11 protein-coding genes are annotated in these 12,892 nt (G+C 63.8%); 7 read left to right on the top strand and 4 right to left on the bottom strand.

Annotated features, from left to right (window positions below; all coding sequences use genetic code 11):
* Positions 1-20 precede the first annotated feature (20 nt).
* The 4 genes from AC07WT_RS25685 to tssH form a co-directional block, all read right to left on the bottom strand.
* A complete protein-coding gene (locus tag AC07WT_RS25685; protein ID WP_494949097.1) occupies positions 21-500 on the bottom strand; it encodes an Hcp family type VI secretion system effector in 480 nt (159 codons plus the stop codon).
* A 96-nt stretch (positions 501-596) separates the two neighbouring features.
* Positions 597-2,090: a type VI secretion system contractile sheath large subunit gene (gene tssC / locus AC07WT_RS25690; protein ID WP_494949098.1), complete on the bottom strand. Its 1,494-nt coding sequence runs from the start codon at positions 2,088-2,090 to the stop codon at positions 597-599.
* 34 nt (positions 2,091-2,124) lie between these two features.
* Positions 2,125-2,673, bottom strand: a complete 549-nt coding sequence (gene tssB / locus AC07WT_RS25695) for a type VI secretion system contractile sheath small subunit (RefSeq protein WP_494949099.1) — start codon at positions 2,671-2,673, stop codon at positions 2,125-2,127.
* Positions 2,674-2,766: 93 nt separating this feature from the next.
* Positions 2,767-5,454: a type VI secretion system ATPase TssH gene (gene tssH / locus AC07WT_RS25700; protein WP_494949100.1), complete on the bottom strand. Its 2,688-nt coding sequence runs from the start codon at positions 5,452-5,454 to the stop codon at positions 2,767-2,769.
* 537 nt (positions 5,455-5,991) lie between these two features.
* Here tssH and AC07WT_RS25705 point away from each other — a divergent pair.
* The 7 genes from AC07WT_RS25705 to AC07WT_RS25735 all read left to right on the top strand — a co-directional run bounded on the left by AC07WT_RS25705 (position 5,992) and on the right by AC07WT_RS25735 (position 12,697).
* A complete protein-coding gene (locus tag AC07WT_RS25705; protein ID WP_494949101.1) occupies positions 5,992-6,708 on the top strand; it encodes a TagK domain-containing protein in 717 nt (238 codons plus the stop codon).
* Between the two features lie 71 nt (positions 6,709-6,779).
* Entirely contained in the window at positions 6,780-7,646 is an 867-nt protein-coding gene (locus AC07WT_RS25710; RefSeq protein ID WP_494951043.1) for a type VI secretion system accessory protein TagJ, read from the top strand.
* A gap of 94 nt (positions 7,647-7,740) precedes the next feature.
* Positions 7,741-8,226 carry a type VI secretion system baseplate subunit TssE gene (tssE, locus tag AC07WT_RS25715; RefSeq protein WP_494949102.1) on the top strand — a complete coding sequence of 162 codons (486 nt, stop codon included), beginning with the start codon at positions 7,741-7,743 and terminating at the stop codon, positions 8,224-8,226.
* Between the two features lie 54 nt (positions 8,227-8,280).
* Complete coding sequence (gene tssF, locus AC07WT_RS25720) at positions 8,281-10,170, top strand: type VI secretion system baseplate subunit TssF (protein ID WP_494949103.1); 1,890 nt, start codon at positions 8,281-8,283, stop codon at positions 10,168-10,170.
* A complete protein-coding gene (gene tssG / locus AC07WT_RS25725) occupies positions 10,170-11,258 on the top strand; it encodes a type VI secretion system baseplate subunit TssG (RefSeq protein WP_494949104.1) in 1,089 nt (362 codons plus the stop codon). The genes tssF and tssG overlap by 1 nt, the downstream gene beginning before the upstream one ends.
* 74 nt (positions 11,259-11,332) lie before the next feature.
* Positions 11,333-12,385: a type VI secretion system protein TssA gene (locus AC07WT_RS25730; RefSeq protein ID WP_494949105.1), complete on the top strand. Its 1,053-nt coding sequence runs from the start codon at positions 11,333-11,335 to the stop codon at positions 12,383-12,385.
* 39 nt (positions 12,386-12,424) lie between these two features.
* Positions 12,425-12,697: an H-NS histone family protein gene (locus tag AC07WT_RS25735; protein ID WP_494949106.1), complete on the top strand. Its 273-nt coding sequence runs from the start codon at positions 12,425-12,427 to the stop codon at positions 12,695-12,697.
* Positions 12,698-12,892: the final 195 nt, after the last annotated feature.

Consider the following 12,892-nt stretch of genomic DNA (forward strand, 5'->3'; position numbering starts at 1 on the left):
GACGACAAAGGGCCTTACGCTTACTTGTTACCCTTGATGTCGAAGCTGGCCGTCACGGCGCCGCCGCTGCCGCCCTGCGCGTTCTGCACGACGTATTCCTGCTTGACCTTCGCGAACGACAGCGAGACGAACTCGCGGCTCTTCTCCGCGTCGTTCTTGCTGCCCGACGGCTTCACGCGGGTGACGATCACGTCGCTCATCGTGAGCTTCAGGTATTCGAGCGGGTTGCCGCCAGCCTTGCGCATGACGAGCACGGCCTGGTCGATGTGCTTGCCGGTCAATGCGTACTTCATCAGGTTCGGGCTCGCGCGGTCGATCCCGTGTTCAAACGTCAGATCCGCGACGGTTGCCTTGCCTGCGCCGCCGCCGCTGCCAGCGTGCATCGACGACTCCTGGCTGATTTCCCAATCCCAGTTCAGGACTTCGATTTCGTCCTTGTGCTTGTCGTCCAGCGACTCGCCGTTGATGCCGTCAATCTTCAGAAAAATATCCTGAGCCATCTACCTGCTCCTTACAGTTGATGAATGAAACAACCGGGGGCGCGAAGCACGGTGCGCCGCGCCTCCGGCCAAACGGGGACGCCAGCCTGCAGTGGCTTAGGCGGCTTCCTTGATCGACGGCAGCTTCGCGACGAGGCGCAGCGACACGGTCAGGCCTTCGAGCTGGAAGTGCGGACGCAGGAAGAACTTTGCCTGGTAGTAACCGGGGTTACCTTCCACTTCCTCGACCACGACTTCGGCGGCCGCGAGCGGCCGGCGCGCCTTGGTGTCCTGCGACGAATTGACCGGGTCCGCATCGACGTAATGCATGATCCATTCGTTCAGCCAGCGCTGCATGTCCTCGCGCTCCTTGAACGCGCCGATCTTGTCGCGCACGATGCACTTCAGGTAGTGCGCGAAGCGTGAGCAGGCGAACAGGTACGGCAGGCGTGCAGAGAGGTTCGCGTTCGCCGTTGCATCCGCATCGTGATATTCGGCGGGCTTCTGCAGCGATTGCGCACCGATGAAAGTCGCGTGGTCGGTGTTCTTGCGATGAATCAGCGGAATGAAGCCGTTCTTCGAGAGTTCCGCCTCGCGCCGGTCCGAAATCGCGATCTCGGTCGGGCACTTCATGTCGACACCGCCGTCATCGGTCGGGAAGGTATGACACGGCAGGTTCTCGACGGTGCCGCCCGATTCGACGCCGCGGATCAGCGAACACCAGCCGTACAGCTTGAACGAGCGGTTGACGTTCACGCCCATCGCAAAGGCCGCGTTGGCCCACGCATAGCGGCGGTGGTCAGAACCCTGCGTGTCTTCCTCGAAATCGAACTCGTCGACCGGGTTGGTCTTCGCGCCATACGGCAGACGCGACAGGAAGCGCGGCATCGCGAGACCCACGTAGCGGGCATCGTCGGTATTACGCAGCGAATTCCATGACGCGTACTCGAGGTTCTGCGTGAAGATCTTCGTGAGGTCGCGCGGGTTCGCCAGTTCCTGCCACGACTCCATCTGCAGCACCGAAGGCGCCGCACCGGAGATAAACGGCGTGTGTGCGGCAGCGGAAACCTTCGCGATCGACGCGAGCAAGTCCACGTCCGGCGGCGTATGGTCGAAGTAATAGTCGGCGACGAGACACCCGTACGGCTCGCCACCCAGCTGACCATATTCTTCCTCGTAGATCTGCTTGAAGAGCGGGCTCTGGTCCCAGGCCTGGCCCTTGTAGCGCCGCATCGTGCGGCGCAGCTCGTCCTTCGACACGTCCATGAAGCGGATCTTGAGGTGCTCGTCGGTCTCGGTGTTCGATACGAGGTGATGCAGCCCGCGCCATGCGGATTCGAGCTTCTGGTAGTCCTCGTGATGCAGGATCAGGTTGATCTGCTCGGAGAGCTTGTGATCGATCTGCGAGATGATGGCGGCGATGCTCTTGTACGCGTCGTCGCTGATCGTGGCCGACTGCTGCAGGGCCTGTTCGGCGAGGGTCTGCACCGCGAACTCGACGGCTTCGCGGGCCTGCTCGGTCTTCGGCCGGAATTCCTGCGTCAGCAGTTGCGTGAAGTCGGAATGCGTCTGCGCCTGCGGGGCGCCTGTCTGTGTCTGCTGTTTTGCCATGGTCTGCTATCCTCGGGTGTGGACTGTTCGGCGGTCAGTTCGCGGTGGCTTCATTGTCAGATGCGTCATCCGCTGCGTCGTGCAGCTTCGGCTTTGGCGCCGCCGCCAGCGACTTGAGCAACGCCGGGTCCTGGAGCAACTGGTTCACGAGCGTTTCGGCGCCCGACTTGCCGTCCATGTAGGTCTGCAGGTTCGCAAGCTGCGTGCGTGCTTCGAGTAGTTTCCGCAACGGTTCAACCTTGCGGGCGATCGCCGCCGGCGAGAAGTCCTCGATGCTCTCGAAAGTCATGTCGACCATCATCTGGCCGTCGCCCGTCAGCGTGTTTGCTACCGCGAACGCGACACGCGGCCTGGTGGCTTTCATTCGTTCATCGAAATTGTCAATATCAATATCAAGGAAGCTGCGGTCCGCCACTGCCGGCAGCGGCTCGACGGACTTGCCCGACAGGTCGGCGAGCACGCCCATCACGAACGGCAGCTCGACCTTCTTTTCCGAGCCGTAGACCTCGACGTCGTACTCGATCTGCACACGCGGCGCACGATTGCGCGCGATGAATTTCTGCGAACTGCTGGAAGCGGACATGGATGGCTCCGTGGACGGTGGTGAAGGTCGGCAGGGTTCAGTCAACCTGCTCGACGGGAAGGGGACATGCGATTGCTGCCGCTTTATGCCGTTTCATGCCGGGTTATCCGTCTGGACTGCCCGGAACGCGAGCGCCGCGGCGGGTGGAGCGGTTCCATCGACGACATCGATGCCGATGTGCGTGAGCGGTTGTTTCGACGAAAACGCATCGAGCCACAGCGCCGAGAGGCGCGGCAGCACATGCTGTTCGATGAAGCCGATCAGCACCCGGGCACCGGTTTCCTGCACGAGGCAGCGCCCGACGATGTAGTTCACAACGGCCTCGTCGTAGGCGAGCGCGATCTGATGGCCGTCGGCCATGCGTCGAACGACGCGATCGAGGTGCAGGCGGACGATGCGGGAAAGCGCCGCGTACGCGAGCGGCCGGTAAGGCACAACGGTGACGCGTCCGAGAAATGCGGCGGGGAAGACTTTCAGCAGTTCGGGCGTGAGCGCCTCGCGCAGGCCTTCTGCGTCCGGCGCGAGCGACGCGTCAGCACACAGGCTCGCGGTCAGCTCCGAGCCGACGTTGCTGGTGAGCAGGATCGTCGTGTTGCGGAAATCGATGTAGCGGCCATCGCCGTCCTCCATGTAGCCCTTGTCGAACACCTGGAAGAACATCTCGTGGACGTCGCGGTGCGCCTTCTCGATCTCGTCAAGCAGCACCACCGAGTACGGACGCCGCCGCACGGCTTCGGTGAGCACCCCACCTTCGCCGTAACCGACATAGCCGGGCGGGGCACCCTTAAGGCCCGAGACCGTGTGGGCTTCCTGATACTCGCTCATGTTGATCGTGATCAGGTTCTGTTCGCCGCCGTAGAGCGCCTCTGCCAGCGCAAGCGCGGTTTCGGTCTTGCCCACGCCCGAGGGGCCGGCAAGAAAAAACACGCCAAGGGGTTTCTTCGGATCGGTCAGACCCGCGCGTGCGGTCTGCACCCGCTCGCCGATCTGACGCAGCGCATCGGACTGACCGATTACGCGTGCCTCAAGCGTGTCGGGGAGCGTTCGCACGGCTGCCACTTCGTCCGTGACCATGCGGCCGACCGGAATACCGGTCCAGTCGGAGACGATGTCCGCGACAATCGCGTCGTTGACTTCCGGAAAGACGAGCGACCGGTCGCCTTGCAGGCTCGCGAGCGAACGCTCAAGTTCGCGCAACCGATCGATCGATGCCGCGATGTCGGTGTCCGCCGCGCCGGGGTCTGCTGCTGTAGCAGCTTCGCGTGCACTGAGCAGCGCGTGGGCTGCGGCCACCTGTTCCTTCCACCTCGCCTCAATGGCGGCTTCTTCGGTCATCAGCGCATCAATCCGGGCGTGCGCGGCAGTCAGGGCCTTGTCCGCATCGAGGCCGATACGCGCTTCCTGCCCAAGCAGATCGAGTTCGACGCGGCTTGCCTGAAGGCGCTGGCGTACGTCCTGCAACTCGCGCGGTGCGGCGTGCTGCGAAAGCGCGACGCGCGCGCACGCGGTATCGAGGAGGCTGATTGCCTTGTCCGGCAACTGGCGCGACGGAATGTAGCGGTGCGACAGCGTGACCGCAGCGCGGATCGCCTCGTCCAGCACAACGACGCCGTGGTGCCGTGAGAACGTTTGTGCGAGCCCGCGGACCATGTCGATCGCGGCGGGTTCTTCCGGCTCCGGTACCTGCAGCACCTGGAACCGGCGGGTCAACGCCGGATCCTTTTCAATGTGTCGCTTGTACTCCGACCACGTGGTCGCACCGATCGTGCGGATCGTGCCGCGCGCGAGCGCGGGTTTCAGGAGGTTCGCCGCGTCGCCGGTACCGGCCTGGCCGCCCGCGCCGATCAGCGTATGGATTTCGTCGACGAACAGGATGACCGGGACCGGCGACTTCGCCGCGGCTTCGAGCACGCCTTTCAGGCGCGCTTCAAACTCGCCCTTCATGCTCGCACCGGCGAGGAGCGCCCCGACATCGAGACTCATGAGCCGCACATCGGTGAGTCTCGGCGGCACGTCCCGGTTGGCGATCGCGAGCGCCAGGCCCTCGACGACAGCGGTCTTGCCGACACCCGCTTCACCGGTCAGCAACGGATTGTTCTGCCGCCGGCGCAGCAGCACGTCGATCATCGTGCGGATTTCGAGTTCCCGACCGACCACCGGATCGATGTCTCCGTCGCGCGCCCTTGCGGTCAGGTCGGAGCAGAACTGGTCGAGCGACGAGCCCTTCACGGTCGCGGGGAGGGCAGACGACGCTTCGCCCGGCACGGCGGGATAGAAGTCGCTGTGGTCGTACGGTGCATCGGCCGCTTCAGGCGAGCCATCGATCCACGCGGGCAGCGAGTCGTCGAGCGCCTCGACAGGAATTTTGCCGAACAAAGGTGAGATCGAAAGCAGTACGCGCCTGAGTTCCGGCGTCTTCACGAGCGCAGCCGTGAGCCACGCACCGCGCACGCGCCGGTCGTTGTAGGTCAGGGTCGCGAGTACCCAGGCGCGCTCGATCGCCAGTTCGACGTGATGCGAAAAATCGCTGATCGAACTCGCGCCGGCCGGCAACGCCGAGAGCGCGCGCGCCACGTCGCGATCGAGCGCGTCACGCTCAATGCCGGCGTGCCGGATAATCCGGTGCAGGTCGCTGTCGGTTATCTGCAGCAGCTGGTGCAACCAGTGGACCAGCTCGACGTAGGGATTACCACGCAGCTTGCAAAAGGACGTGGCCGACTCAACGCTGCGGTAGAGCGTGGCCCCGAGCTTGCCGAACAGCGCCTGGCGCGAAATCGTCATTGAAAATACCCTGTGTCTTGTTGTTCACCGCGGTACTGCACTGCTGGCTTCCATCGCCCGTCGCTACTGGTTTGGAGTCCTCTCATGCCAAGTCAGATCGTAAGCGGTCGTTCGATGCATGGCATCGGCCGCATTCGACGTTTTAAACGAAGCAATCTGATCGGGACCGAATTAATCTCACGAATGGACTGCATTCGTCAACTAGTAAACCTGCTCTAAATCATCAGAGAATGTCGGGGCCGCCATCAAGTCACTCGACAGTGCACGAAATTCGTCGTATGCCCTTGCATTGCACGCGTTTAGCGTGATGCAGCTGATTATGTCAATAGGATAAATCTCAAAATTTACGATGACAATCCGCAATCAGGACAAGTTGATTTGTGAATATTTGTGAAGTTTTACTATTGCAAATAGTTAATGATTTTTATCTCAAAATTATTGCCGTCAACTTAATGCGTCAATCAGCCAAGATGTCGATGGACGAACGGTCGCCAATCGTGTTTAAAATGCACCTTTCCTGATTAACCCCATACGGTCATGTGCACATTCACGCTGCTCCGGCGCCGCCAGCCGATCGCGACGTACTCCGAACCAGTGGGGCTGTTGCACGCGGATGAATCCGGTGACCACGATCGCGGCGCAGAGGTATCGGTTGATGGTGAATCGCACATCGCAATGGGCTACGACGCCGGGGAAGATCTGCGCGGCGCCAACGCCGTATTCGGCCTGATCGGCTCGGCTGTAACGGACGACGACGGTGCAGCCCAGCGCGCGCACGACCCTGACAACGCTGCGATGACTGGCGCGCACGACGTGATCCAGATTCTGCACGAGCAGTATTGCCGGGCACTTGACGATCCGCAGGCATCGCTTGCCGGTAACTGGGCCGCACAGTGGGCTACCCCGGTCGCGGGAGACTCTTCGATGGATGCGCATGAAGATCACCCCGGCTGGCACGAACCGCCGACGGGGAGGGAGTTCACAGACGGGGAATCAATTGAAGTGCTCCTGTCGGGCGCACGCGCCCTGACAGACGTCTTCGGGCCACTGGGCGAAGGCGGGATGGCCGGGTTGGCCGATGTCGAGCCGGTCCCGGAAATACTGCGGCTCTTTGCGCCCGCTGAATACCACGCCGCGGCTTCGCGTCGCCCAACCGCCTTGCCGCCCGCACTTGCGCGGCGCGAGCACCATGCGCTCGGCATCGACAGCCCGATGCCTGCGCCCGATTCGAATCCACGCCACGACGCACCATGACAGCCTCTTCTTCCGCCGCGCTGCCGCTGTCAGACGCCTCCCAGGAGGCTCCGGCCGGTTCACTGGACGACATGCCGCTCGAGGCAAGGCTTGCGCGCATCGAAGCACGCGTGCGTGCGCAGCCCACGACGGCAGCTCACCGCTGGGCATTGTTTCAGGTGCTGTGCGCGATGGAGCAATGGGCACGCGCCATCCAGCAGCTCCAGGTGTACGCGCAGCTCAGCCCCGATCAGGCGAAGGCCGCTCAGGCATACCGCGACCTGATTCGTGCCGAGCGCTGGCGCGCGAGGGTAGTCGCGGGCCGTGAGCGGCCCGGGTTTGTATTCGAACCGCCGTTGTGGATTGAAGGACTCGTCGAGGCGCTGCGCCTGTCGGCCGAAGGCCACGTCAACGAGGCCGATCTGGCGCGCGAGGGCGCGCTTGATCAGGCGCCGTTCGTCAATGCGCGCACGTCGCGCTTTCTGTCCGACTGGATTGCCGACAGCGATTCGCGTTTTGGTCCGGTGTGCGAGATTGTGACAGCGGGGCACTACCGGTGGCTGCCGTTCTCCGATATTGCCGCGTGGCAGGTCGCGCCCCCAACAAAGCTCATCGATCTCGTGTGGACACCCTGTGTGCTGACGCTGGTCGATGGCACTGCAGTGCGCGGTTTCATGCCGGCGCGATATCCAGGTTCCGAAGCCGCAGGTTCCGGGGAAGCCGGGGCAGGTGGTGGCGAGCGCGGTGACGAACGCGATGCGTTGCGCCTTGGCCGAAAGACGCTCTGGCAGGAAGTGGGCCGGACCGGTGTGATCGCGCTTGGCCAGAAAACATGGATGACCAGTGCGGGGGACTTCGGCCTGTTCGAGCTGGAAGCGTGCGAGTTTGGCATCGGCGCGACGCAGACCGCGCCGCATGGCGCATCGGCGCAACAGGACGGCGGCGATGGACCGGTCTAAGTCGGCCCCTCAGGATAACCATCGGGTCAACCGTCCCGACAGACGTCCTGCCCATGATGGCGTGGGCGGTGCCACGCCCCCTCGACGCGCGAACATGCATCTGCTGCCAACGCTGCTTGACCGCCTGTGCGACGACGCGCCGCAACGCCAAACCGAAGCGCCCGGCGAGTACGCGGTGACACGTACTCAGATGCGCGACATCGTCCAGCGCGATCTCGCGTACCTGCTCAACACGACCAGCATCGAGGACCAGATTGACCGCGAACGCAATCCGCACGCTGCGGCGTCAACGGTGAACTTCGGGGTGCCGCCGCTGGCCGGCGCTTTCATGGCGTCGCGCAAGTGGGCGGAGATCGAGCGGATCGTCCGCCGCGCGATCGGGGATTTCGAGCCGCGCCTGATTCCTGACTCACTGACCGTATCGCCGTTGACAGCGCTCGATGCGAACGACTACAACATCCTGTCGTTCGAGGTACGCGGCATGATTCGCATGGATCCGTACCCGCTCGAGTTCATGGTGCAGAGTTCGCTCGATCTGGAAACCAGTCAGGTCAACATCACCGGGATGCGCACCGGCTGAAGGCCGCCGCTGCACAACAAAAAAGCTGCAAGAAAAGCAACGAGAAAAACTCCGATGGATCCGAGACTGCTCGACTATTACAACCAGGAACTGATCTACATGCGCGAACTCGCTGGCGAGTTCGCCCAGGCGCATCCGAAGATCGCGCGGCGCCTGGGCATGCAGGCCGGCGAAGTGGCTGACCCGTATGTCGAGCGCCTGATCGAGTCGTTCTGCTTCATGGCCGCACGCATGCAGATCAAGCTCGATGCGGAGTTTCCGCGCTTCACGGGGCGGCTGCTCGAAGTGGTCTACCCGAACTATGTCGCGCCCACGCCGTCGATGGCTGTCGCGCGCCTCTATCCGGGCCGCACCGAAGGCAGTCTCGCCAGGGGTTATCGCATCGCGCGCGGCACTGCGTTTACTGCGCGCGTGCCCGATGGTGAGAAGACCGCGTGCCAGTTCCGTAGCGGCCAGGACGTAACACTCTGGCCGCTGGAGATCACCGAGGCGCGGTTGACCGGCATTCCTCCCGACATTCCCGCGCTCGATCGCTACGTGCCGGCGAACACCAGGGTGCGAGGCGCGCTGCGCCTGCGGCTGCGCACCACGGGCGACGCGGGCATTGCCGACCTGACGGGGCTGGACCGTCTGCCGGTGTATCTGGCAGGCGACGAACAGGTGGCGTCCCACCTGTTCGAGCTGCTCCACACGGCGGGCGTCGCGTCGATCACCGCGGCGCCCGGCGAATTCAATACGCCTGGCCGGCCGCTCCACGCAGTCAGCGTCAACGCGATTGAACACGAAGGGCTCGGCGCTGACCAGGGCTTGCTGCCGCTCACCTGGTCGAAGTTTCACGGACACAACTTGCTGCACGAATACTTCGCTTGCCCGAGCCGCTTCTATTTTTTCGCCCTGACCGGGCTCGAGGCGGGCCTGCGCCGCGTGAACGGGCGCGAGGCCGAAATTGTCGTGCTGCTCGACCAGTCCACGGAGCGGCTGGCGAACCTGGTCGATGCGTCGCGCTTCGCGCTCTTCTGCACGCCGGTCATCAACCTCTTTCCGAAGCACACGGACCGCATCGAGCTATCGGCACAGGAGACCGAGTTCCGGATCGTGCCGGCGCGTCTCACGCCGCTTGACTACGAGGTGTTTTCCGTCGGGACGATGATCGGGCAGGTGGCGGAGACATCCGAGGAACTCGAATTCCGGCCGCTCTACCAGACGCTGAACAACGATGAGGGCAATCATGGACGGTATTTCTCGACACGTCGCGAGCGCCGGCTCATGTCGGACTCGGCGCGGCGCTACGGCACGCGCACGCCGTACATCGGCACGGAGATGTTCGTCTCGCTGGTGGACCAGAATGAGGCGCCCTACAGCGAGCACATCCGGTTTCTGTCGGTCGACGCGCTGGTGACGAACCGCGATCTGCCGAGCCTTGTGCCGCGCGATGGCGTGCGAGACCTGAGGATGGCCCGGTCCGCGCCGCTGGAGAGCGTTGGCCTGATCCGGGCGCCCACTGCACCGAAAGCGCCTTATGCGGAGCGCGAGATGGCTTGGCGGCTGATCCGGCAGCTCAACTTCAACTACCTGCCGTTTGATGATCTCGATCACCGTGCGGGCGGCCAGGGGTTGCGGGATCTGCTGCGGCTCTTCCTGACGGGCGATGACGCCGAACATCAGCGGCAGGTCGAAAGCCTCGTCGGTGTGAAGACGCAACCCGTGACGCGCAAGCTGCCGGGAAACGGACCGCTCGTGTTCGGCCGCGGCATCGAATGTGCGCTGACGGTCGATGAGTCCGGTTTCTCGGGCGTAAGCCCATACCTGTTCGGGCTCGTCCTCGAGCACTATCTGGCCCGGCATGTGTCGATCAACAGTTTCACGCAGACCGAACTGCACTCCATGCAGCGTGGGCGCGTCGCGCGCTGGCCTGTCCGCATGGGCACGCGAGGGATCGCCTGATGGACCGGGCGTCGCTCAAGACGGTCGTGCGCGAGACCACACTCTCGCCAGAGTTCATCGAGCGCCTGCAGGCCGCGCCGTGGCGCTACGGGTTCCTGACGCTGCTGCGCCGCATCGGCGCCGATCTGCGGATCGACCCGGTCGGCACCGCGCGGCGCCCGCAGGCCGAGCCGTTCCGCCTGGGGCAGCAGCCAAGCCTGGCCTTTGCGCCACGCGAAATCGCGGCCGTCGGGCAGACGAACGGACGGCTGAAGGTACGCCTCTTCGGCCTTGGGACGCTCGGGCCGAATGGGCCGCTGCCGATCCATGTGACCGAGATTGCGCGAGACCGCGAGGAGAGCCGGCGCGACACGACGCTCGTCAATTTCCTCGACATCTTCCATCACCGCTACCTGACGCTGCTTTACCGCGCGTGGAGTTCCGCACAGGCTACGGTTGGACTCGACCGGCCCGACAACGAGCGCTTCTCGTTCTACGTCGCAAGCCTCACCGGCCTGGACACGGGCGAGATCGGTCATCGTCCGCTGCCCGCGCATGCGCGCCTCGCGGCATCGGCGCATCTGGTGCGTGAAGCGCGTAATCCGGACGGATTGCGCATGACACTCGAGCGTTACTTCGACGTGCCGGTGGCGATCGAGGAACACGTGTTTCACTGGATCGAACTGGATCCGACCGACTGCAGCTATCTCGGCAAGCTCGGCACGGCGGCCACGATGGGGAACGCAATGCCCGGCACGCGGGTTCCCGACCGGCAGAACAAATTCCGCATCATCATGGGCCCGCTCGATCTCGACCAGTACCTGCGCTTCACGCCGCAGGGCGCGGATCTGCCGAAGCTGATCGAATGGGTCAGAGCATTTGTTGGCTACGAGTTCGTCTGGGAACTGGAGTTGCGCATCAAGGCGCGCAGCGCATCACCGGCGGCCATGGGCGGCTCGCAGCGGCTTGGCTGGTCCGGATGGCTGGGGCTCTCGCCCACGGATAAGCCGGTGGTCGGCATGCGGTTCGAACCAGAGGCGTACGCCAAGCTGCTGGCGCGCAAGGCTGCACGATCCCAGGAGGCGCCCCTGGCGCAAGGACAGACATGAGTAACAGGAAACACACATCGCAAAAGTCCGCGCCGGCCAGGGATTCGACGAGGAGCCCGACGTCTCTCGACTGGATGGCACCGGTGGATGCGACGGCACAGTGTGGCGCCGATCTTGAATACGATCCCGAATTCGTTGTGCTGTCGGCGAAGGTAACGCCGAAGGCAGAAGCGCAGTACGGTAACTTTGTAGGATCGCCCGAACCTGTCAACTGGAGCGACATCGACCGTGACTGCCGGCGGCTCATGATGCGCAGCAAGGACATGCGACTGGCGGTGCTCTTCACGCGATGCCGCACGCGGCTGGCTGGCGCGACGGGACTGGCAGAGGGTACCGGACTGCTGGCCGCGTGGCTCGCGGCGTTTCCGGATGCGCTGCATCCGCAGCCGGACGCGGATTCAGATCGCGATGCGGCACAGGAAATCCGGATGAACGCGTTGCAGGCGCTGACCGACACCGACGGGCTCCTGTCCGACGTGCGCGAGGTTGCCCTCACCAAATCAACGGCGACACGACTGCAGGTGCGCGACGTCGAACGCGCGTTCGCGCATCCGCGCCCGGGCGACGCGCTCGCACCTGAGTCCGTCACGCGGCAGTTGGAGGATCTGCGCACGCAACAACCGGCTGCGATGGCAGGTTTCGACAATGCGCTTGCGAGTCTGGCCGCGATCGAGGGGTGGTGCCGAGAACACCTCGACGTCTACGCGCCGGATCTGTCCGCGCTTGCCCGGCTGCTGCGGCATCTCGTCGACCCGGAGCGGCGGGACACGCTGGCAAACGGCGAGGGCCGGGAAGTCGCAGCCGACCCTGTGCCGTTCGTTGAGGAAGTGCCGGGCGCGGCGGAACCTGCGCTGGATGAGTCCTCAACCGTGTGCGACGCGGGCACCGCAGACCTGGCACCTGTGCATGGCCGGTCGCGCAGGGGTGGGGCTGTGGCCGATCGGCACGCCGCGCTCGACCTGATCCGCGAGGCGCGTCAGTGGTTCGAGCAGCACGAACCGAGCAGCCCGATTCCGGTGCTGCTCAGGCGCGCCGAGCAGTTTGTCGGCAAGCGCTATGCGGAAGTGGTACGGGCCATTCCCGCTGAGTTACTGGCCCAGTGGGAAAGCCCGGACGGTGCAGATTGAGTGGCGATTGCGCGGGCCCACGCGAACCTATCGAACAGCATGAAGAAAAGCGTCAGTGAACTACAGCGCGAACTCGACCAACTCGATGCCGGAATACGGCGGGCGCGCGATTACGAGATCGGTACAGTGATGGACCGCATCCTGAAGATCATGTCTGACTGGTCGATCAGCATTGCGGAGCTGGACCGGTACCGGCGCGCGCAGCGACGGCGCCTGTCGGAAGCGCCACCCTATCGCGATCCCATAACCGGGCAGACCTGGTCGGGCAGGGGCAGACCGCCGAAATGGTTCGCCCAGCAGGACGGGTCGTGAAGGCGAACGACGCGCGATCGATGGATACCACGAACTGAAGCAAGGATGACTGTAGCAACTTGCGCATGGCCGCCTCGGGTTGCCCCGAAGATCCCCAGGAGTCACCTTACAATTATTCGAAATCGTATTGCGAATAATTATCGTTAACGTTACGATGCGTTCCCTTACAAAACGCAAGGGTTAACGATGATTCCG

The sequence above is a fragment of the Paraburkholderia sp. GW821-FHT02A12 genome, from assembly GCF_059422005.1.